Source organism: Pseudomonas sp. TTU2014-080ASC, assembly GCF_001446935.1.
Classification (GTDB): Bacteria; Pseudomonadota; Gammaproteobacteria; order Pseudomonadales; family Pseudomonadaceae; genus Aquipseudomonas.
This window is the reverse complement of record NZ_LKKK01000011.1, coordinates 780,717-802,938: the sequence shown is the minus strand read 5'-3', so window position 1 is coordinate 802,938 and position 22,222 is coordinate 780,717. Positions and strand designations below refer to the sequence as shown.

Below are 22,222 nucleotides of genomic sequence, written 5' to 3'. Positions count from 1 at the left end.
TTTTCGGGCACAATGCACGCCGCTTTGCCTGGGGCCAGTTGCACCGGGCCATTATCTGGATACCGAGGGCTTTACTGCATGTCGAAAGAAGACAGCTTCGAAATGGAAGGTACTGTCGTCGACACCCTGCCTAACACCATGTTTCGCGTGGAGTTGGAAAATGGGCATGTCGTTACTGCGCACATCTCTGGGAAGATGCGCAAAAATTACATCCGCATTCTGACGGGTGATAAGGTTCGCGTTGAGCTGACACCTTACGACTTGAGCAAGGGTCGCATTACCTACCGCGCCCGCTAATAGCCCCGGAGCCTTGCTCCTCGGCCATAGCACTTGCCAAGAAAAACGCCCGACATTGCCGGGCGTTTTTGTGTGCCTGAAAACCAGAATCAAGCCAGCTCTGCAGTCGTCTCAAACTCAAACGTCAGCTCGCCATTGTCGATATCGACATGAACCACACCACCATGGTCGGACAACTCTCCAAAGAGTATTTCCTCAGCCAACGGACGCTTGATCTTGTCCTGAATCAGACGCGCCATCGGACGCGCACCCATCTGAACATCGTAACCGCTCTCTGCCAGCCAGCTACGTGCTGCTTCACTGACCTCCAGAGTAACGTGCTTATCTTCCAGCTGAGCCTGCAGCTCAGTGAGGAACTTGTCGACGATGCTCTTGATGACCTCATGACTGAGGCGACCAAACTGAATGATGGTATCCAGACGGTTGCGGAACTCGGGCGTAAAGCTCTTCTTAATGACTTCCATCGCGTCAGATGAGTGATCCTGATACGTAAAGCCAATCGACGCCCGCGACGCTGTCTCGGCACCTGCGTTAGTCGTCATGATGATGATCACGTTGCGGAAATCCGCTTTACGACCGTTGTTATCCGTCAGCGTGCCATGATCCATAACCTGCAGCAGCAGGTTGAAGACTTCTGGATGAGCCTTCTCAATCTCATCAAGCAACAGCACACAATGAGGTGTCTTGGTAATCGCCTCAGTCAACAAGCCGCCCTGGTCAAAGCCGACATATCCAGGTGGCGCACCGATCAGACGCGACACAGTGTGACGCTCCATGTACTCCGACATATCGAAGCGAATCAGCTCAACCCCAAGCGCCTTGGAAAGCTGACGCGCAGCCTCTGTCTTACCAACCCCGGTCGGACCGGCAAACAGGAACGAACCAACCGGCTTATCAGGCGCTTTCAGACCCGCACGGGACAACTTGATCGCTGTCGACAGTGAGTCGATGGCAGCATCCTGACCAAATACCGTCAATTTCAGGTCACGCTCAAGGTTACGCAGCAACTCCTTATCGGAACTGCTGACATGCTTAGGCGGGATTCGGGCGATTTTTGCCACGATATCCTCTACCTCAGGCACGTCAATACGCTGCGCCCGCTTCTCCTGAGGCTGTAGGCGTTGATAAGCACCCGCCTCATCAATCACATCAATTGCCTTATCAGGCATGTGTCGGTCATTGATATAACGCGCCGCCAGCTCCGCAGCAGAACGCAAAGCCTCATCGGTGTATTCGATATTGTGATGCTGCTCGAAACGACCTTTTAGTCCACGCAGGATGCCGATAGTGTCCTCGACGGACGGCTCAACAACATCGACTTTCTGGAAACGACGCGCCAACGCGCGGTCTTTCTCAAAAATGCCACGGAACTCCTGAAAAGTAGTCGAACCAATACAGCGGATTTCACCCGACGACAGCATTGGCTTGAGCAAATTGGAGGCATCCATAACACCACCAGATGCTGCACCAGCCCCAATAATGGTGTGAATTTCATCGATAAAGAGGATTGCATTCGGGCGCTTACGCAACTCGTTAAGCAACGCCTTCAGTCTCTTTTCAAAATCGCCGCGGTACTTTGTACCAGCCAGAAGCGCCCCCAAGTCGAGGGAGTAAACCACACTGCCTGCCAACAGATCAGGAACAAGGTTATCGACGATACGCTTAGCCAGACCCTCAGCGATGGCAGTCTTGCCAACCCCCGCCTCACCCACCAAAAGCGGGTTATTCTTGCGGCGACGCGCCAAAATCTGCGCAACCCGCTCAACCTCGTGCTCACGCCCCACCAACGGATCAATTCGTCCCTGGCGGGCCAGCTCATTCAGGTTACTGGCATAGGCATCCAGAGGATTGCCTGAAGTACTGGTTTCGCCCCCCTCATCATCCTGCACATCCTGATCATGCTCGCCCTGAGCATCTTGGCCGGGCACCTTGGAAATTCCGTGTGCAATGAAGTTGACGACATCAATACGCGCAATGTTCTGCTGCTTAAGCAGGAACACAGCCTGGCTTTCCTGTTCGCTGAAAATCGCGACCAGCACATTTGCTCCGGTTACTTCGCGCTTACCAGAACTCTGAACATGAAAAACGGCGCGCTGAAGCACCCTTTGGAAGCCCAGCGTCGGCTGAGTTTCGCGGTCTTCATCATGTTGAGGGATTAAAGGAGTAGTGGAGTCAATAAACTCCTGAAGATCATTGCGCAGCTTGTCCAGATTCGCACCACAGGCGCGAAGAACGCTGGCGGCAGCCTCATTATCCAACAGAGCAAGCAGCAGATGCTCTACCGTCATGAACTCATGACGCTTGTTCCGGGCCTCCTTGAAAGCCAGATTGAGGGTGACTTCGAGCTCTCGATTTAGCATAGCTTCACCTCATGCCACGTGGCCGGACTTAACCGTCCTTCTCTATTTCACAGAGTAGCGGATGCTGGCTCTCTCTCGCATATTGATTCACTTGCATCGCTTTGGTTTCAGCTATATCCCGAGTATATAACCCGCAAACTGCCCTACCTTCCGTATGGACAGTGAGCATGATCTTAGTTGCCAACTCACGATTCAGGTTAAAAAACACCTCCAGCACCTCCACCACAAAATCCATGGGGGTGTAGTCATCATTTAACAAGATCACTTTATACATTGGAGGTTTCTGAAGAGCAGGTTTTGACTCTTGAATTGCAACGCCAAAACTGTCGTCTTCATGCTCTTCAGAGCGATCCTGATTGAATGTTAGTCGAATCTCGCGGTCTTCATGCATGCTGGATAGTTTCATTGATAGACAAATTGACTGAAGGGATAGACGGAGCTTGATCGGCGTCAAAACCATTCAAGGCACTGCCTTGACTATCGGCCAAAGGATGTTACAAACAATGAATACCCGTTTGGGGTATTAAGGTGCTTCGCAAGATTGACCGGTCCGTCCGGCAAAGTGCGAAACAGAAGTGGATGATACTCCAGTGATGGAGTCCTTGCAGAGGGATATCAGCATGGTTAGCGGTAAGGTCAAGTGGTTCAACAACGCCAAAGGCTATGGGTTCATCCTGGCCGATGGTCGAGATGAGGACCTGTTCGCCCACTACTCCGCCATTCAGATGGATGGCTACAAAACGCTCAAGGCTGGACAGCCTGTGAGCTTTGATATTATTCAGGGTCCCAAGGGGCTCCACGCAGTTAATATCAGTGCCCCAAGCGCAGCTGCCGAACAAGCGGACCCTAGCCAAGGGGAAGCGTAGTTCGTCACTCCGATTTGAAATAAAAAGGCCGGTCAATGACCGGCCTTATTTTTTGCCCCTTACATATGTGAGACAACCGCCTCCCCGAATGCCGAGCTGGACAGCAGAGTCGCGCCTTCCATTAAACGCTCGAAGTCGTAGGTCACGGTTTTGGCAGCGATTGCGCCATTCATGCCTTTAATAATCAGATCAGCAGCCTCCACCCAGCCCATATGACGCAGCATCATCTCTGCTGAGAGAATCAATGATCCCGGATTGACCTGATCCTTACCCGCGTACTTCGGCGCGGTGCCGTGTGTCGCCTCAAACATAGCAACGGTGTCAGACAGGTTAGCCCCCGGCGCAATGCCAATACCGCCCACTTCGGCAGCAAGGGCATCGGAGAGGTAGTCTCCATTAAGGTTTAGCGTTGCGATCACGTCATATTCAGCTGGACGCAATAGGATCTGCTGAAGCATTGCATCAGCGATAGCATCTTTGACGATGATGTTCTTCCCAGTCTTCGGGTTTTTGAACTGCATCCAAGGACCGCCATCCAGCAGCGTTGCCCCAAATTCCTCAGCCGCAACCTCATAGGCCCACTCCTTGAAGGCACCCTCGGTGAACTTCATGATGTTGCCTTTATGCACGATGGTCAGCGAAGAGCGGTTGTTATCAACGGCATACTGCAGCGCCTTGCGCGCCAGACGCTTAGTGCCAGCCTTCGAAACTGGCTTGACGCCGATACCGCAATCCTCATCAAAACGGATCTTGGTAACACCCATTTCCTCTTTAAGGAACTTAATGACTTTATTAGCCTCAGGCGAGCCAGCCTTCCACTCGATACCCGCGTAAATATCCTCAGAGTTTTCGCGGAAGATTGTCATATCGACATCACCCGGTTTCTTGACCGGGCTCGGGACCCCTTCAAACCAGCGCACTGGGCGCAGACACACATAGAGGTCAAGCTGCTGACGCAGCGCAACGTTCAACGATCGGATTCCTCCACCGACCGGAGTGGTCAGCGGGCCCTTGATGGACACCACGTAATCTTTTACTGCATCCAGTGTTTCCTGAGGCAGCCACGTGTCTGCATCGTAAACCTGCGTGGCCTTCTCACCTGCGTACACCTCCATCCAAGAGATTTTGCGCTGGCCACCGTAAGCCTTTTCAACAGCAGCATCCACGACGCTAATCATGACAGGACTGATATCAACACCAATGCCATCACCTTCGATATAAGGAATGATGGGATTGTTGGGCACATTCAGGGATGAATCATCATTAACGGTGATTTTGTCACCGGTGGCAGGCACCTGGATCTTTTGGTATCCCATGCTGGACTCCGTTTTCGTTGTTGTTAAAAACAGCAATCTCGCCACCGAGAGTAGCGAAATCTGCCCCCTACGACCATAGAATCATATCTCTTTTACAAGAACACTCTGCGACATGCCACCGCAGTGGTATACTCCCGCTCATGACTAACAAGTCATAAGGGGCCACCGTCTCGCACGAGACTCCGGCCTCTTGTAACAGCTGGCCAATATCATGGTTCATCTGTTCGAAATGCTCGACCCTCTACTGGTGCATCCATCATCACCGCGGCGAGTCCTCGATGTGTGTTACTGCTACCCGCAGACCTCTGTGCTTACCAGCGCCGTCGAGTTTCTGTGCACGCACAGCTAAGAAGAGAGTTAACCGTACATGTCCACCCCTTCGAAGATTGTTTACACCTTCACCGACGAAGCTCCAGCCCTTGCCACCTACTCGCTTCTACCAATTGTTGAAGCCTTCGCCGCATCGGCAGACATTTCCGTAGAAACCAGCGACATTTCGCTTGCAGGCCGCATCCTGGCAGCATTTGCCGACCAGCTGCCCGCCGAAAAACGCGTAGAAGACGACCTGGCCAAGCTGGCCGTTCTGGCCACCCAGCCAGAAGCCAACATCATCAAACTCCCTAACATCAGCGCTTCCGTACCTCAGCTCAAAGGCGCCATCGCCGAGCTGCAAGCACTGGGTTACGACATCCCGAACTTCCCCGAAGACCCGCAGACTGACGCCGAAAAAGAAATTCGCGCCCGTTACGCTAAAATTCTGGGCAGCGCGGTAAACCCGGTTCTGCGCGAAGGTAACTCTGATCGCCGCGCCCCGGCTGCGGTAAAGGCCTACGCCCGCAAGCACCCACACTCAATGGGCAAGTGGAGCATGGCTTCGCAATCCCACGCCGACTACATGCGCGGTGGCGACTTCTTCTCCAGCGAACAATCCATCACCATGGACAAAGCTGGTGACGTTCGCATCGAGTTCGTCAGCAAAGACGGCAAAGTCGAAGTCAAAAAAGAACTGGCTCTGCAAGAAGGCGAAGTTATCGACAGCATGTTCATGAGCTGCCGCAAACTGCGCGACTTCTTTGAGCGCACCCTGCAAGACTGTAAAGAAACTGGCGTTATGTGGTCCCTGCACGTCAAGGCGACCATGATGAAAGTTTCTCACCCGATCGTGTTTGGTCACGCAGTAAGCGTGTACTACAAGAGCGCGTTCGAGAAACACGGCAAGCTCTTTGAAGAGCTGGGCGTGAACCCGAACAACGGCATCAGCAGCGTCTACGACAAGATCAAAGTCCTGCCAGCCTCCCAGCAGGAAGAAATCCTCCAGGACCTGCACGCCTGCTACAGCGAGCGCCCGGAAATGGCGATGGTTGACTCCGTCAAAGGCATCACCAACCTGCACATCCCGAGCGACGTTATCGTTGACGCCTCCATGCCGGCCATGATCCGTAACTCCGGCCAGATGTGGGGTAAAGACGGTAAGCAGAAAGACACCAAAGCGGTAATGCCGGAAAGCACTTACGCCCGCATCTACCAGGAAATGATCAACTTCTGCAAAACCAACGGCGCATTTGACCCAACCACCATGGGCAGCGTACCGAACGTTGGCCTGATGGCGCAGAAAGCCGAAGAGTACGGCTCTCACGACAAGACCTTCGAAATGAGTGCCGACGGCACCATGCGCGTTGTTCTGGCTGATGGCACCGTACTGATGCAGCACGAAGTTGAGGCTGGCGACATCTGGCGCGCTTGCCAGACCAAAGATGCCCCGATCCGTGACTGGGTGAAACTGGCCGTCAACCGCGCCCGTCAATCCAACACCCCGGCCATCTTCTGGCTGGACCCAGAGCGCGCTCACGACCGCGAACTGCAGAAGAAGGTTGAGCTGTATCTCAAAGATCACGACCTGACAGGTCTGGATATCCGCATGATGGGCTACAACGAAGCCATTCGTGTATCCATGGAGCGTATGATCCGTGGCCTGGACACCATTTCCGTGACCGGCAACGTACTGCGCGACTACCTGACCGACCTGTTCCCGATCATGGAACTGGGCACCTCCGCCAAAATGCTCTCTATCGTGCCTCTGATGGCCGGTGGCGGCATGTACGAAACTGGCGCAGGCGGCTCCGCACCTAAGCACGTTCAGCAGCTGGTAGAAGAAAACTACCTGCGCTGGGACTCACTGGGTGAATTCCTGGCCCTGGCTGTATCCCTGGAAGAAACAGGCATCAAAACTGGCAACGACAAAGCCAAAATCCTCGGCAAGACCCTGGACGAAGCGACCGGCAAGCTGCTCGACAATAACAAGTCGCCAGCCCGCAAAGTCGGCGAGCTGGACAACCGTGGCAGCCACTTCTACTTGGCGCTGTACTGGGCACAGGCTCTGGCCGCTCAGGACGAAAACGCCGAACTGAAAGCTCAGTTCACTCCACTGGCCAAGACCCTGACCGAGCAAGAAGCCACCATCGTTGCCGAACTGGCTGCCGTACAAGGCAAACCAGCCGACATCGGCGGCTACTACCGCTCCAACCCGGAGAAAACCAGCCAGGTAATGCGCCCGAGCGCCACCTTCAATGCTGCACTGGCAGCCCTGAAGTAACGCTTAAGCCATACAGCAGAAGCCCCGGCCCAGTGCCGGGGTTTTTGTATATGAAATCCTGCTTGCGAGAGTAAACATGGACTGGACCCCACACATTACCGTTGCCACTGTTGTTGAACGCGATGGCACATTTCTTCTGGTCGAAGAGCTAAAAGCAGGCCGCCTTGTGCTCAACCAGCCGGCCGGCCACCTCGAAGCCAATGAAACACTGCGCCAAGCCGCCATTCGCGAGACCCTCGAAGAAACTGGCTGGGATGTCGAACTGACTGGTTTCCTCGGCATTTACCTGTATACCGCACCGAGTAATGGCGTGACTTACCAGCGTGTCTGTTTTACAGCCAAAGCCCTCCAGCATGACCCGCACCGGCAGCTGGACGAAGGGATCAACCGCACCCTATGGCTCAGCCGAGACGAACTTGTAACCCAAGCCGAGCGCTGCCGTAGTGAGTTGATCATCCGCTGCATCGATGACTATCTACGCGGCTCAACTGGCCCTCTCGAGCTGGTGCGCGACTGAGCGCATGCCAGATGCCATCGCGACGGTTTCTGGTAGACTGACCGGCTTTCAGGCTTCACTCACAGACCTTTATGCAAGCACCTAGCACTCAACGCGTGATCGTCGGCATGTCCGGCGGAGTCGACTCGTCCGTTTCTGCCCTCCTCCTTCTGGAACAGGGATATCAGGTCGAAGGCCTGTTCATGAAGAACTGGGATGAAGACGACGGCACCGAATACTGCACAGCCATGGATGACTTGGCCGATGCTCAGGCGGTCTGCGACAAAATCGGCATCAAGCTACACACCGCCAACTTCGCAGCCGAGTATTGGGACAATGTGTTCGAACACTTTCTGGCCGAATACAAAGCCGGACGCACCCCCAACCCGGACATCCTCTGCAACCGTGAAATCAAGTTCAAAGCCTTCCTTGATTACGCCTTATCGCTAGGTGCCGACCTGATCGCCACCGGCCACTACGTGCGCCGCCGCGACATCGACGGGCAGACCCAGCTGCTCAAAGGCCTCGACCCAAACAAGGATCAAAGCTACTTCCTGCACGCAGTTGGCGGCGAGCAGCTGGCCAAAACCCTGTTCCCGGTTGGCGAACTGGAAAAACCGGAAGTCCGCGCCATTGCGGAGATGTACCAACTCGCCACCGCAAAAAAGAAAGACTCAACCGGCATCTGCTTTATCGGAGAACGTCGTTTCAGCGACTTCCTCAAGCAGTACCTACCTGCCCAGCCCGGCAATATCGAAACCACCAAAGGTGAAATCATCGGCCGCCATCATGGCCTGATGTACCACACCATCGGTCAACGTCAGGGCTTGGGGATTGGCGGCATGAAAGACGCCAGTGACGAACCTTGGTACGTACTGCACAAAGACTTGGAGCGCAATGTACTCATAGTTGGCCAAGGCAACGATCACCCCTGGCTGTTCAGCCGCTCACTGCTGGCTTCGGAAATATACTGGGTCAACCCCGTAGAACTCAGCAGCCCGAAAATGCTGACCGCAAAAGTTCGCTACCGCCAGCAGGATCAGGCTTGCACGCTTGAGAAAACCCAGACTGGCTACCGCGCAACCTTTGATGAGCCACAGCGCGCCGTCACCCCCGGCCAGTCCGTGGTGTTCTACGACGGAGACGTTTGCCTGGGCGGAGGCGTTATCGAAACAGCTGAACCTTGGTACGACCGGAATCAAACTGCATGAGCCAGATTCGCGATCAGCTGATAGCCCTCGGGGCTGTATTTCAGTCCGCTTACATGGTCGACAAACTGGCACGTAGCGGTCAGGTCAATGAGCCTGCCGTCACCTGTCTGATCAACAGCCTGCTGGTCCGCGACCCTGAAAGCACCCTAGATGTTTACGGCGGCGATGATCTGTACCTGCGAGATGGCTACCGGGCGCTAGTCGGCGCACTGGAGCGCGATCCAGCCAGCCTGCAACGCGCGCCGCTGCGCTACACACTGGCACTGCTGACGCTGGAGCGCCAACTCAACAAACGCGGTGATCTACTGGAGCTAATGGGCACTCGCCTTGATCAAGTCAAGCAACAGGTGGAAATGTTTGGGCCTGCCCACGAGAACGTGATCGCCAACTGCGGTGGTCTTTATCAGGACACCATCAGCACCTTCCGCCAGCGCATCCAAGTTCAGGGTGACATGCGTCATCTACAGCAACCACACAATGCCGCAATGATCCGCGCCCTGCTGCTCGCCGGCATTCGCTCGGCACGCCTGTGGCGGCAACTGGGCGGCAGCCGATGGCAGATGGTGTTCAGCCGCAACAAACTGCTGAAAGAACTCTACCCACTACTGCGCGGCTAAGTATGAGCCCACGCGCGACCAGGCCCGGCAAGGGCGCAGCGTTGTTGGCACTGTCAGCCCTGCTGTTTGCCCTGATGGGCGTCGGCATACGCGAGGTCTCAGACAGCGCCAACAATGAAACCGTGGTCTTCGCCCGGAATCTGGTCGGCGTCGTGTTTTTCATTCCCTTGGTTTTGGTCAAAGGCTTCGCAGCCTTGAAAACCCGCCGCCTCAAGTCGCACCTGTGGCGGACATTCTTCGGCCTGGGCGGCATGTACTGCTTCTTTTATGCTCTGGCCAATCTGCCTCTGGCGGATGCCATGCTGTTTACCTACGCAGCGCCGGTCTTTACCCCACTCTTCGCTTACCTGTGGCTAAAAGAGCCGATAACGCGGCGAATGGTCGTAACAAGCCTGATCGGCTTTCTCGGAGTGATGCTGGTAGCCAAACCCTCCTCAGCCATCTTCGACAGTCAGGCACTGGTCGGGTTGGCCGCCAGCATGCTCGCAGCCTTCGCATTTGTTTCGATCCGCGAGATGAGCGACACCGAACCTGTTTCCAGAATCGTCTTCTATTTCGCCCTGTTCAGCGCCTTGATATCCGCAGTCCCCTTGAGCTGGTCATGGCAGCCTCTAGATTCACACACTCTGAGCCTGCTATTGCTAATCGGTGTGCTTGCTACGACCAGCCAACTGATCATGTCTAAAGCCTATAGCCTGGCCCCTCCCGGCTTGATCGGCCCGGTGTCGTATGTAGCCATCGTGTTTGCAGGTGTAATCGCCTGGCTGCGCTGGAGTGAAACACCTGATATCACATCTTTAATAGGTGCCGGCCTCATTTTCAGCGCTAGCCTGCTGTCAATTCGTCGCAGCAAACTCAGCCAAACGGCTTAAGCCAAACCGGCCACGGGCTATGAATTCATGTACAATATGCGCCCTTTTCTATGGCCGATTGTCCGAGAACGCCTCCCATGCAGCTTTCCTCGCTCACCGCGGTTTCCCCTGTTGATGGCCGCTATGCCGGCAAAACCAGCGCTCTGCGCCCAATTTTCAGCGAATTCGGTCTGATCCGTTTCCGCGTTCTGGTAGAGGTCCGCTGGCTTCAGCGCCTTGCCGCACACACAGGCGTTGCCGAGGTTGCCCCTTTCTCTGCCGAAGCCCAGGCAGTGCTCAACCAACTGGTGGACGACTTCTCCATCGAGCACGCTGAGCGCGTTAAAGAAATCGAGCGCACCACTAACCACGACGTAAAAGCCGTGGAATACCTGCTCAAAGAGCAGGCTGCCAAACTGCCTGAGCTCAATGCCGTCAGCGAATTCATCCATTTCGCTTGCACCAGTGAGGACATCAATAACTTGTCCCACGCGCTGATGCTGCGCGCTGGCCGTGATGAAGTTCTGTTGCCGCTGATGCGCCAGACTGCCCAGGCCATCCGTGATCTGGCAGTCAAATTCGCTGATGTGCCGATGCTGTCCCGTACCCACGGCCAGCCTGCTTCGCCAACCACTCTGGGCAAAGAGCTGGCCAACGTGGTTTACCGTCTTGAGCGCCAGATCGCTCAGGTTGCAGCCGTTCCGCTGCTGGGCAAGATCAACGGCGCGGTCGGCAACTACAACGCTCACCTGTCTGCCTATCCGCAGATCGACTGGGAAGCCAACGCCCGCGAATTCATCGAACAGGACCTGGGCCTGCAGTGGAACCCGTACACCACGCAGATCGAACCGCACGACTACATCGCCGAGCTGTTTGACGCCATCGCCCGCTTTAACACGATCCTGATCGACTTCGACCGCGACGTGTGGGGCTACATTTCCCTCGGCTACTTCAAGCAGAAGACCATCGCAGGTGAAATCGGCTCCTCGACCATGCCGCACAAGGTCAACCCGATTGACTTCGAAAACTCCGAAGGCAACCTCGGCATCGCCAACGCCCTGCTGCAGCACTTGGCCAGCAAACTGCCAATTTCCCGCTGGCAGCGCGACCTGACCGACTCCACCGTACTGCGCAACCTAGGCGTAGGCCTAGCTCACAGTGTTATCGCATACGAGGCCAGTCTCAAAGGCATCAGCAAGCTTGAGCTCAATGCTCAGCGCATTGCTGAAGACCTCGACGCCTGCTGGGAAGTGCTCGCCGAGCCGATCCAGACCGTTATGCGCCGCTACGCCATCGAAAACCCCTACGAGAAGCTCAAGGAGCTGACTCGTGGCAAAGGCATCAGCCCAGAGGCTCTGCTGAGCTTCATCGACGGCCTGGAAATGCCTGAAGCCGCTAAAGCCGAACTCAAGCAACTGACGCCCGCCAGCTACATCGGCAACGCTGTTGCGCAGGCCAAGCGCATCTAAGGCTGCAGCCTTTTCAACGCCCGGCTGAGCCGGGCGTTTTCATTTATGGGTTTTCATTTACTTCAAAGGCTTAGCTATGAATCCTGATGCTCCGCTGCAACTGTTGGGTGGCCTCACACCGCGCGAGTTCATGCGTGATTACTGGCAGAAAAAACCACTGCTGGTCCGCCAGGCCATTCCCGGCTTCGAAAGTCCCATTTCGCCTGACGAACTGGCCGGACTGGCACTGGAAGACGAAGTCGAATCTCGCATCGTGCTTGAACATGGCGAGCATCCCTGGGAATTGCGCCGAGGCCCCTTCGCCGAAGACGCTTTCTCCCAGTTGCCGGAAAAAGACTGGACCTTGCTAGTTCAGGCAGTAGACCAATTTGTACCTGAAGTTGCCGAACTGATTGAAGACTTCAAGTTCTTACCGAAGTGGCGCATTGACGACGTCATGATCAGCTACGCAGCCCCTGGCGGCAGCGTTGGCCCCCACTTCGACAACTACGATGTATTCCTGCTTCAGGGCTACGGCAAGCGCCGCTGGCAGATTGGCCAGATGTGCGACTCGGATAGCCCGATGCTCAAACATGCGGATCTGAAGATCCTTGCTGAATTTACCAAGACTGATGAATGGGTTCTGGAACCTGGCGACATGCTGTACCTGCCGCCTCTTCTGGCCCACTGTGGCACCGCTGAGGATGATTGTATGACGTATTCCGTAGGCTTCCGCGCACCGAGCGCCGCTGAAGTCCTGACCCATTTCACTGACTTTCTCGGCCAGTTCCTGCCCGATGAAGAGCGCTACAGCGATGCTGACGCGCAACCAGCAGAAGACCCGACGCAAATCCAGCGTGACGCTCTGGAGCGGCTGAAAAAGCTGCTCAACGAACATATGAGCGACGAACGCCTGCTGATGACTTGGTTCGGCCAATTCATGACTGAGCCGCGCTATCCTGAGTTGATCAGTGGCATCGAGATTGAAGAGGAGGAGTTCCTGGCCAACCTGCAAGACGGCGCCATCCTCATTCGCAACCCAAGCGCCCGCATGGCCTGGTCCGAAGTAGGTGAAGACCTTGTGCTGTTTGCCAGTGGCCAGAGCCGCCTGTTTCCGGAAAGCTTCCGCGAACTGCTGAAGCTGGTCTGCGCCGCCGACGCACTACACATCGAAAACCTCAGCAACTGGCTGGACGATGACAATGCACGCTGCCTGCTGCTGGAACTGACCAAACAAGGAAGCCTGGAGTTTGCTGATGAATAACCTGCAGATTCGCCTGGCCGATTGGCACAAGGACAATGCCGAGCTGCGTCGTATCCGCGAAACTGTATTCATCACCGAACAAGCCGTGCCCCCCGAACTAGAATGGGACGCCGAAGATCCTGAAGCGATCCATTTCCTGGCACAGGACGGCGACTATCCAATCGGTACTGCCCGCCTCTTGCCAGACGGGCACATTGGTCGGGTTTCCGTGCTCAAAGACTGGCGCGGCCTGAATGTCGGAGCCGCCCTGATCAGTGCAGTGATTGCAGAAGCTGAAAAGCGCGGGCTTAATCAGCAAATGCTAAGCGCTCAGGTGCATGCCACGCCTTTCTACGAAAAGCTCGGCTTCAAGATCGTGAGTGGCGAATATCTGGATGCAGGCATCCCTCACGTCGACATGGTACGCAGCAGTACATAGGATCAGCGATGAACAACAAAGACGCCCCGAGTGATCTACCCGATAGCCCCGAGCCCAGCGAGCTACGTGCCATCGAGTTTCAATCCCCGGGGCGTTTTTCGTTCATCAATCCTGAACCTGAAACCCCTGACGTTCCACAGCCCGAGCCCGCTCCTTTCATCTTAGGTGAGCACGACAAGCTGGAACGCTTCAGCCGCCCGGAAATAGCCCGCGCCCACGCGCTCGCCATGCTTTTCCAAGCGCGTCGCAACCTCTGCGTTTACAGCCACGACCTAGAGCCCTGGTTATACCACCACAGCAGCGTCCAGGAAGCCTGCACTCGCTTCCTTCTGGCCAACCCACGCAATCAACTGCGCATCTTGCTACGGGACTCCAGCCGAGCAGTCAGAGAGGGCCATCGCCTGCTCAACCTGTCGAAACGCCTCTCAAGCAGCATTCACATCCGCAAACTACATCCGGACTATGCTTCAGAAGAAGTCGCCTTCCTGCTGACCGATGACTGCGGACTGCTGTTTATGCCCGAAACCGGCGAGCCCAGCGGCTACGCACTGTATAATGATGCGCAGCGCTGCCGCCAGCGCCGCGCCCAGTTTGACCAGGCCTGGGACACCAGTATTACCGACCCGGACTTACGGAGTTTTCTGCTATGAAGCTTCGCCATCTGATCCCCACCCTCACAGCCATCCTGAGCCTGCCACTCAGTGCTGCGACAGAGGTTATCCCTCTGAACTACAGAACTGCCGAAGACGTCCTGCCAATTCTGCAGTCCACGCTAGGCCATGAAGGCCGGGCAAATGCCTACGGCAATCAACTGATCATCAATGCAGATCCTGCCAAGATCAGTGAAATTCGTGACCTTTTGAATCAGCTAGACACCCAGCCCAAACGCCTGCTGATCACCGTTGACTCCAGCGAATCCGGCTACGGTACAGATCGAGGTATCAGAGCCGATGGCAGCATCAGTGCTGGTAATGGCCAGATTCAAATTGGCCAGGGCGAAATCCATGGTCGTGACCAGGTCAGAATCATCAACCGCTCCACCAGCAGCAGAAGCGGCGGCACTCAGCAGATACAGGCAACCGAAGGCTATCCGGCGCTGATTCAGGTTGGTCAGAGCGTACCCTTAACCACCTACGGCCACGACGGCTACGGTCAAACCTACCGCAACACCCAATACCGCGACGTAACACGCGGCATGTACGTGACCGCCAGTGTCAGTGGCGAGATGGTGCACCTGAACATCAGCACTAACAACGACCGCATGAGTCAATCCCAACCCGGTGTCGTCACCATTCAGGGTACCGATACCCGTGTCAGCGGCCGCTTGGGCGAATGGATTAGCCTCGGCGGTGTCAACGAACAAAGCAGCGGTAACCAATCCGACTTTGGTCGCTATTCCACGACGCAAGGTCGTGACGACATGAGCGTACGGGTCAAAGTCGACCTACTTCAGTAATCCCCTACTTCGTGCGCGCTCAGGGCTACAGCCTGTGGCCCTGCCCCTTCACAGCCTCCATGACATCACATGGACTGACCGGCATCAGCAGTGACCCACGGGTCGCTATTCAACTTTTGTAGTAGTGATAAAAAAACACTACAAAATAATTGACGAACCCTTTTACCAGAGGCATGATGGCCTCGCTCCCGCTAATCAGAGGTGCTTAAAAGCCCCTCCGGATCGCACTCCACTTACCGTACGAGGCGATCTGCGTTGTGAAGCTCACAAGGCCGTTCAATGAGATTGCGACTGGAACGAAGTTGTCCTGAGGGACGGGGAAGCGTTTGACAGCAAAACCGAAGTAGAAACATCAGGAAGTATTGCTAGACGGCAACCACGAGCCAGACAGCAGCAGACCACAACGTCTGCACCCTGTAAGCCTATCTTCTGCTGATATCGTCCACCCTCCTCCCGGATCATCTCCGTCTCAAGTCGACATCTCGACGTCCTGCGAAGTGAGCAACAACAACCCGGCAACACAGGTGTTAAGTGGGAAAGCCGGTGCTCAACAAACACACACTTTGAAGGATTGACCATGTCAGCTTATCAAAACGATATTAAGGCCGTAGCCGCTCTGAAAGAGAAATTCGGCAGCAGCTGGAGCGCTATCAACCCGGAATCCGTGGCTCGTATGCGCGCCCAGAACCGCTTCAAGACCGGTCTGGAGATCGCTCAGTACACCGCCGATATCATGCGTAAAGACATGGAAGAGTACGATGCCGATTCTTCTGTCTACACCCAGTCCCTGGGCTGCTGGCACGGCTTCATCGGTCAGCAGAAGCTGATCTCGATCAAGAAGCACCTGAAGACCACCAACAAAAAATACCTGTACCTGTCCGGCTGGATGGTTGCAGCGCTGCGTTCTGACTTCGGCCCGCTGCCGGATCAGTCCATGCACGAAAAAACTGCAGTTTCCGACCTGATCGAAGAGCTGTACACCTTCCTGCGTCAGGCTGACGCCCGTGAGCTGGACCTGCTGTTCACTGCCCTGGACGCAGCCCGCGAAGCTGGCGACACCGCCAAAGCAGCTGAAATCCAGAACCAGATCGACAACTACGAAACTCACATCGTACCGATCATCGCTGACATCGACGCTGGTTTCGGTAACCCGGAAGCCACCTACCTGCTGGCTAAGCGCATGATTGAAGCAGGCGCTTGCTGCATCCAAATCGAAAACCAGGTTTCTGACGAGAAGCAGTGCGGCCACCAAGACGGTAAAGTAACTGTTCCGCACGCTGACTTCCTGGCCAAGATCGCTGCAGTTCGCTACGCGTTCCTGGAGCTGGGTATCGACAACGGCGTGATCGTTGCCCGTACCGACTCCCTGGGTGCTGGCCTGACCAAGCAAATTGCTGTAACCAACGAGCCGGGCGACCTGGGCGACCTGTACAACAGCTTCCTGGATTGCGAAGAAATCTCCGAAGCCGAACTGGGCAACGGCGACGTCGTAATCAAGCGCGAAGGCAAACTGCTGCGTCCGAAGCGCCTGCCGTCCAACCTGTTCCAGTTCCGCGCTGGCACTGGCGAAGACCGCTGCGTACTGGACTGCATCACCAGCCTGCAAAACGGTGCTGACCTGCTGTGGATCGAAACCGAGAAACCACACGTTGGCCAGATCAAAGGCATGGTTGACCGCATCCGCGAAGTGATTCCGAATGCCAAGCTGGTTTACAACAACAGCCCGTCCTTCAACTGGACTCTGAACTTCCGTCAGCAAGTGTTCGATGCATTCGTTGCTGAAGGCAAAGACGTTTCTGCCTACGACCGCACCAAGCTGATGAGCGTTGAGTACGATGAAACTGAATTGGCCAAGATTGCTGACGAGAAGATCCGTACCTTCCAGCGCGATGGTTCCGCTCACGCCGGTATCTTCCACCACCTGATCACTCTGCCGACTTACCACACTGCCGCGCTGTCCACCGACAACCTGGCCAAAGGTTACTTCGCAGATCAAGGCATGCTGGCCTACGTGAAAGGCGTTCAGCGTCAGGAAATCCGCCAGGGTATCGCCTGCGTTAAGCACCAGAACATGGCTGGCTCCGACATCGGTGACAACCATAAAGAGTACTTCGCTGGTGAAGCTGCTCTGAAAGCAAGCGGTAAAGACAACACCATGAACCAGTTCCACTAAGAGCTGGCTCACCTCAACCAACGCTGCGGCCGAGGTTGAGGTTGTCTCCCTGAGACAGGCAACAGAACCTGTTCAGATAGATCGCAAGATCCCTCAACGCCCGGCCATCGTACCGGGCGTTTTGTTTCCATCAGAAAAGTTAAAACTGGCTACAACTAGAGGAATACAGACTAACTTGAAGAACACAGAGCCAGCCAAAGGACGATCAAGAGATCGCCTTCCCAGCCTCGCTCTAGATTATGAATAGCCTTAGCGTACATAGCCCCACGCCAGCAGGGCCATCTACCGTATCAGGAGAGATCCACCAGCACTCGCCCGACCTGCTTACCAGCCAGAATGCGGTCAATGGATTCAGGCAATTGCGCCAAACTAACTTCAGTTACCAGCGACTCAAGGTCGACTTTCCATTGCAGAGAGAGCTTGTCCCACATGGAGGCCTTGGCAACCAGCGACAACTCTACAGAATCGACCCCCAGTAAATTCACGCCCCTCAAAATAAATGGCAGCACACTTCCCTTAAAGCTCGTTCCAGCTGTCAGCCCACAGCATGCAACGCTGCTACCGTAGCGCAGTGATTTCACGACATTGAACAGGATATCGCCACCGACGCAATCGACCGCTGCAGCCCACTGTTCTTTTAGCAGCGGCTTATCGGTTCCCTCTTCCAGCGCTGCACGGCTGACAATTTCCTGTGCTCCCAGTTGGCGCAAGAAGGCTTCCTGATCTGCCTTACCAGTAGCCGCAGCAACCCGGTAGCCAAGCTGGTTTAGCAAAGCCACTGCCACACTACCGACACCTCCTGTTGCACCAGTAACCAGCACGGTGCCAGCATCCGGCGTTAGACCAGCTTGCTCCAGTTTTTCGATGCATAAGGCCGCAGTCATACCGGCAGTCCCCAGAACCATAGTCTCGCGCAGTGACAGTCCCTTCGGCCTCTTTATCGCCCATGGCGCCGGGACTCTGATGTACTGACCAAAACCACCGGCCGTATTCATCCCCAAGTCATAGCCAGTGACGATTACCTCATCCCCCACACTGAACTCGGCCACAGTGGAAGCCTCCACTACACCAGCCGCGTCAATTCCCGGCGTGTGGGGAAAGTTCTTCGTCACACCACGGTTACCCGTCGCAGACAAAGCATCCTTGAAGTTAAGGGAGGAGTAGTGCACCCGGATAAGCAGATCGCCAGCCGGTAGCTCTTCAGTTTCACGCGATACAATAACTTGCTCGAAACCACCCGACTCAGTAGCGCGGGCCTGTAATGCCTTGAACGTACTCATTCCCCCTCCTTAATCGTCTGTTTACCAGAAGCGCTGCTGGAGCCTGCTCAACCAGCCCAATACAAATTGGTCCAGCGCAACGCTGCCGGCCATTCCGATGCGCTCCTGAAGGCTTTTCTTCTGTGCAAACTGCAGATGATACAAATCAGCCGAGCGCGCTCGATCTGCCAAGTATTCATCGCTGGTCTTAAGCTCATCGACCAGATGCTTGCCCTGTGCGGCAATGCCCAGCCAGACCTCGCCTGTAGCAATCTGCTCAATGTCCAGCTGAGGCCGGTATTGGGCCACGAAGCCTTTGAAGAGCTCGTGCGTGGTTTCCAAGTCTTCCTGGAACTTCTCACGGCCTTTCTCGGTGTTCTCACCCAACACTGTAAGCGTGCGCTTGTACTCACCGGCAGTCAGCACCTCCACATCAATGTCGTGCTTTTTAAGAAGGCGGTGAATGTTCGGTAGCTGTGCTACCACGCCAATTGAGCCCAGTACCGCAAACGGTGCAGAAATAATGCGGTTACCGATACATGCCATCATATAACCGCCACTTGCCGCGACCTTGTCGATGCAGACTGTCAGTGGCACACCAGCCTGACGAATACGCGCCAACTGGGAGGCAGCCAGACCGTAGCTGTGGACCATGCCGCCGCCACTTTCCAAGCGTACAACCACTTCGTCTTCGGCGGTGGCCATGCTCAGCACAGCCGTGATTTCATGTCTCAGGCTTTCAGTCGCCGAGGCTTTGATATCGCCGTCAAAATCCAGCACATAAACGCGAGGCTTAGTACTGCCGGACTTTTTCTCGAGCTTGGCGGCCTTAGCCTCAGCTTTAGCTGCAGCTTTAAGCTGAGCTTTATCCAGAACAGCGTGCTCTACACGCTCCTGCAGCTGCTTAAAGAAGTCATTGAGCTTGCTCACCTGCAACTGCCCGACACTCTGGCGGCCCTTGCTGCGCAAAGCAGCAATGGTCACCAGCACCACCAGGATAGCCACCACGACCGTCACGGTTTTAGCCAGAAAGCCGATGTACTCCGCTAGAAACTCCACATCTGTCCCCTTGTCTCGTCATCACGCTGTCATCACAGCGCACAATGCTTTCAAGCATACCGAGGCTAGGTTTCATCGGCCAGCAAAGGGGTCATAAACTTCATGAAACGAGAATTTCAAACAAGCGTATGTTTTTTCGTTGACAGGCCTAACACTTCCTCATAACCTCGCCGGAACTTAAGACGTACCGGGACACGGACGCGTGGGCTGTATATACCTGATCAGACATGGCCAAGCCTCTTTCGGCGCTGATGACTACGATGTGCTTTCGCCCATCGGCGTACGTCAGGCCGAAATCCTCGGCTCACACCTGGCTGAACTGGGCATCCACTTGGATCGCAGCATCAGTGGCGACTTACGCCGCCAGCAGCACACTGGCAATTCTGCGCTCGAACAGCTGCGCAGCGCGTTTGGCCAAGCCCCCGCTTTGGAGATTGATCCAGCGTTCAATGAATTTGATGCGGAAGCGGTAATTCGGGCACTTTTACCTGAAATGCTTAGCGAAGAGCCTGAAGCACTTGATGTCATGCGTAACGGCGCCGCTAATCGCAAAGAGTTTCAGAGGATTTTCTCCAAACTGATTAACCGCTGGCTGGCTGCCGAATACAGCGCCACCAGCCTGCAAAGCTGGGAAGGATTTGTCAGTCAAGTTGAGAGCGGACTCAATCGGTTGCTGGAGCAGGCTGACAACTCCCAGAACATCGCCGTGTTTACCTCGGGCGGCACAATTACCGCCCTGCTGCATCTGATTACCGGAATTACGCCGGCCCAGGCTTTCGAGCTGAACTGGCAAATTGTGAACACCTCACTGAGTTGCCTGAAGTTTCGCGGCAAGCAAGTGAGTTTGGCTTCCTTCAACAGCCACGCGCATTTGCAACTGTTGAAGGCCCCGGAACTCATCACCTATCGATGAGTCCGGACCTGCTCCCCATGAGCGTAGTTAATCTAAAAAAAGGAAAACATCATGAGCGTTGCTGACATCATCCAAACCATGCACTCCAAGTTCAACGCCGGCGCTGCTGCAGGCCTGGACCTGGTTTTCCAATTCAACATCGAAGACGGTGAGAACTACGCCCTGATCGTTAAAGACGGCACCTGCGCTGTTGAGCAAGGCGATAACCCGAACGCCAACGTGACCCTGATCCTGGACACCGAAACCCTGGAAGGCATCACCAGCGGCACCACCGACGGCATGCAAGCATTCATGGCTGGCAAACTGCGCGCTGAAGGCGACATGATGCTGGCTATGAAGTTGAGCGAACTGTTCCCGGTTTAATCAAACCCAACAGTGAACAAAACCGGAGTCTATGACTCCGGTTTTTTTTCGCCTTTAAGCTCAATCAGGCAGTTTGATCAGGCCTCAACACGCTGATCTATATCAGCCTGCATAAGGTTGTGGGGCCAGCAGCGCAGTATTAGATTAGGAAATCATCCTGGGGCCACATCATAAGTAGAAGGTATAAGAATGGTGCTTACTGATCAGTCCACTCAAATTCGTGAAGGTGAAGAACTTGATGTCACCGTCATCGACCAATACCTCAAGGCCCACATTGCAGGCCTTAGCGGCGAACCTCGGATCACCCAGTTCCCCGGCGGCGCATCTAATCTGACGTACCTGCTCACTTACCCAGACAGAGAGCTGGTTCTGCGCCGCCCCCCGTTCGGTCATAAAGCTAAGTCAGCCCACGACATGGGCCGCGAATATCGCATTCTCAACCAACTCAACGCTGGCTTTCCTTATTGCCCGAAAGCCTATGTCCACTGCACCGACGAGTCGGTCATGGGCTGCGAGTTTTATGTCATGCAGCGGGTTAACGGCATCATCCTCCGCTCCGACATGCCCGCTGAGCTGAACTTCAGCCCAGAGCAGACCCGCGATTTGTGCAAGAGCTTTGTCGATAAGTTTGTCGAACTTCATAACGTCGACTACCAGTCCTGCGGACTTGGCGACCTGGGCAAGCCAGAAGGCTATGTCCAACGCCAGATCAGCGGCTGGACCGACCGTTACCAGAAAGCCCTAACCCCGGATGCACCGCTATGGGAACCGGTGATTGCCTGGCTGCAGGACAAAATGCCAGCCGATCACCACAAGCCCGGCATCGTGCATAACGACTACCGCCTCGATAACGTCATTCTTGACCCGGAAAATCCAAGCCAGATTATCGGCGTACTGGATTGGGAGATGACTACCATTGGTGATCCGCTAATGGACCTGGGCAATACTCTCGCCTACTGGATTGAAGCCACTGACCCAGCACCTGTGCAACTGATGCGACGCCAGCCCAGCAACGCGCCTGGCATGCTGACCCGTCAGGAGTTCGTCGACTATTACGCCCAGAAAGCCGGAATCCAGATCAGTAACTTCGACTACTACTACACCTACGGTCTGTTCCGTCTGGCCGGCATTGTGCAGCAGATTTACTACCGCTTTTACCATGGCCAAACCAAGGACAAGCGCTTTGCTCAGTTCATCTCCATGAACAAGCTGCTGGAACAGATGAGCCTGAAGGTCATCAGCCAATCAAAACTGTAAACGGC

The 22,222-nt window shown here is 55.2% G+C and carries 21 protein-coding genes; 16 read left to right on the top strand and 5 right to left on the bottom strand.

Annotated elements, in window-relative coordinates:
- Positions 1 to 78: 78 nt before the first annotated feature.
- Positions 79 to 297 carry a translation initiation factor IF-1 gene (infA, locus tag AO726_RS14125; RefSeq protein WP_002553999.1) on the top strand — a complete coding sequence of 73 codons (219 nt, stop codon included), beginning with the start codon at positions 79 to 81 and terminating at the stop codon, positions 295 to 297.
- Positions 298 to 386: 89 nt separating this feature from the next.
- On the opposite strand, the gene clpA is transcribed toward infA, so the two are convergent.
- Together clpA and clpS are read right to left on the bottom strand one after the other, a co-directional pair.
- Positions 387 to 2,657: an ATP-dependent Clp protease ATP-binding subunit ClpA gene (gene clpA, locus AO726_RS14120; RefSeq protein WP_058068696.1), complete on the bottom strand. Its 2,271-nt coding sequence runs from the start codon at positions 2,655 to 2,657 to the stop codon at positions 387 to 389.
- Between the two features lie 28 nt (positions 2,658 to 2,685).
- Entirely contained in the window at positions 2,686 to 3,048 is a 363-nt protein-coding gene (gene clpS, locus AO726_RS14115) for an ATP-dependent Clp protease adapter ClpS (RefSeq protein WP_058068695.1), read from the bottom strand.
- Positions 3,049 to 3,277: 229 nt separating this feature from the next.
- On the opposite strand from clpS, the gene cspD reads away from it, so the two are divergent.
- Positions 3,278 to 3,523 carry a cold shock domain-containing protein CspD gene (gene cspD, locus AO726_RS14110; RefSeq protein ID WP_058068846.1) on the top strand — a complete coding sequence of 82 codons (246 nt, stop codon included), beginning with the start codon at positions 3,278 to 3,280 and terminating at the stop codon, positions 3,521 to 3,523.
- Between the two features lie 59 nt (positions 3,524 to 3,582).
- Here cspD and icd read toward each other — a convergent pair whose 3' ends face one another.
- Positions 3,583 to 4,839, bottom strand: a complete 1,257-nt coding sequence (gene icd / locus AO726_RS14105) for an NADP-dependent isocitrate dehydrogenase (RefSeq protein ID WP_058068694.1) — start codon at positions 4,837 to 4,839, stop codon at positions 3,583 to 3,585.
- A 367-nt stretch (positions 4,840 to 5,206) separates the two neighbouring features.
- On the opposite strand from icd, the gene AO726_RS14100 reads away from it, so the two are divergent.
- The 11 genes from AO726_RS14100 to AO726_RS14050 all read left to right on the top strand — a co-directional run bounded on the left by AO726_RS14100 (position 5,207) and on the right by AO726_RS14050 (position 17,366).
- Entirely contained in the window at positions 5,207 to 7,432 is a 2,226-nt protein-coding gene (locus AO726_RS14100) for an NADP-dependent isocitrate dehydrogenase (protein WP_058068693.1), read from the top strand.
- Positions 7,433 to 7,508: 76 nt separating this feature from the next.
- Entirely contained in the window at positions 7,509 to 7,949 is a 441-nt protein-coding gene (locus AO726_RS14095) for an NUDIX hydrolase (RefSeq protein ID WP_058068692.1), read from the top strand.
- Between the two features lie 71 nt (positions 7,950 to 8,020).
- A complete protein-coding gene (gene mnmA, locus AO726_RS14090; RefSeq protein WP_058068691.1) occupies positions 8,021 to 9,139 on the top strand; it encodes a tRNA 2-thiouridine(34) synthase MnmA in 1,119 nt (372 codons plus the stop codon).
- Positions 9,136 to 9,756, top strand: a complete 621-nt coding sequence (hflD, locus tag AO726_RS14085) for a high frequency lysogenization protein HflD (protein ID WP_058068690.1) — start codon at positions 9,136 to 9,138, stop codon at positions 9,754 to 9,756. Before mnmA ends, hflD begins: the two co-directional genes overlap by 4 nt.
- Before the next feature lie 2 nt (positions 9,757 to 9,758).
- Positions 9,759 to 10,628, top strand: coding sequence for a DMT family transporter (locus AO726_RS14080; RefSeq protein WP_058068689.1), 870 nt, complete (start codon positions 9,759 to 9,761; stop codon positions 10,626 to 10,628).
- 77 nt (positions 10,629 to 10,705) lie between these two features.
- The gene (gene purB / locus AO726_RS14075; RefSeq protein ID WP_058068688.1) at positions 10,706 to 12,076 is read left to right on the top strand and encodes an adenylosuccinate lyase; all 1,371 of its coding nucleotides are present in this window, start codon (positions 10,706 to 10,708) and stop codon (positions 12,074 to 12,076) included.
- 76 nt (positions 12,077 to 12,152) lie between these two features.
- Positions 12,153 to 13,319, top strand: coding sequence for a ribosomal protein uL16 3-hydroxylase (locus AO726_RS14070; RefSeq protein WP_058068687.1), 1,167 nt, complete (start codon positions 12,153 to 12,155; stop codon positions 13,317 to 13,319).
- Positions 13,312 to 13,737 (top strand): GNAT family N-acetyltransferase, encoded by a 426-nt coding sequence (locus AO726_RS14065; RefSeq protein ID WP_058068686.1) that lies wholly within the window; start codon positions 13,312 to 13,314, stop codon positions 13,735 to 13,737. Before AO726_RS14070 ends, AO726_RS14065 begins: the two co-directional genes overlap by 8 nt.
- A gap of 8 nt (positions 13,738 to 13,745) precedes the next feature.
- Complete coding sequence (locus AO726_RS14060) at positions 13,746 to 14,387, top strand: DUF7931 domain-containing protein (protein ID WP_058068685.1); 642 nt, start codon at positions 13,746 to 13,748, stop codon at positions 14,385 to 14,387.
- Positions 14,384 to 15,193, top strand: a complete 810-nt coding sequence (locus AO726_RS14055) for a secretin N-terminal domain-containing protein (protein WP_058068684.1) — start codon at positions 14,384 to 14,386, stop codon at positions 15,191 to 15,193. Before AO726_RS14060 ends, AO726_RS14055 begins: the two co-directional genes overlap by 4 nt.
- Positions 15,194 to 15,770: 577 nt before the next feature.
- Positions 15,771 to 17,366: an isocitrate lyase gene (locus AO726_RS14050; protein ID WP_058068683.1), complete on the top strand. Its 1,596-nt coding sequence runs from the start codon at positions 15,771 to 15,773 to the stop codon at positions 17,364 to 17,366.
- A gap of 290 nt (positions 17,367 to 17,656) precedes the next feature.
- Here AO726_RS14050 and AO726_RS14045 read toward each other — a convergent pair whose 3' ends face one another.
- Together AO726_RS14045 and sohB are read right to left on the bottom strand one after the other, a co-directional pair.
- On the bottom strand, positions 17,657 to 18,646 hold the full coding sequence (locus tag AO726_RS14045) for a YhdH/YhfP family quinone oxidoreductase (RefSeq protein ID WP_058068682.1): 990 nt from the start codon (positions 18,644 to 18,646) through the stop codon (positions 17,657 to 17,659).
- 21 nt (positions 18,647 to 18,667) lie between these two features.
- Positions 18,668 to 19,684, bottom strand: coding sequence for a protease SohB (sohB, locus tag AO726_RS14040; RefSeq protein ID WP_058068681.1), 1,017 nt, complete (start codon positions 19,682 to 19,684; stop codon positions 18,668 to 18,670).
- A gap of 202 nt (positions 19,685 to 19,886) precedes the next feature.
- On the opposite strand from sohB, the gene AO726_RS14035 reads away from it, so the two are divergent.
- The 3 genes from AO726_RS14035 to AO726_RS14025 all read left to right on the top strand — a co-directional run bounded on the left by AO726_RS14035 (position 19,887) and on the right by AO726_RS14025 (position 22,217).
- On the top strand, positions 19,887 to 20,597 hold the full coding sequence (locus AO726_RS14035; RefSeq protein WP_058068680.1) for a histidine phosphatase family protein: 711 nt from the start codon (positions 19,887 to 19,889) through the stop codon (positions 20,595 to 20,597).
- Between the two features lie 48 nt (positions 20,598 to 20,645).
- Complete coding sequence (locus tag AO726_RS14030; RefSeq protein ID WP_058068679.1) at positions 20,646 to 20,960, top strand: SCP2 sterol-binding domain-containing protein; 315 nt, start codon at positions 20,646 to 20,648, stop codon at positions 20,958 to 20,960.
- Positions 20,961 to 21,149: 189 nt separating this feature from the next.
- A complete protein-coding gene (locus AO726_RS14025; protein ID WP_058068678.1) occupies positions 21,150 to 22,217 on the top strand; it encodes a phosphotransferase family protein in 1,068 nt (355 codons plus the stop codon).
- Positions 22,218 to 22,222 lie beyond the last annotated feature (5 nt).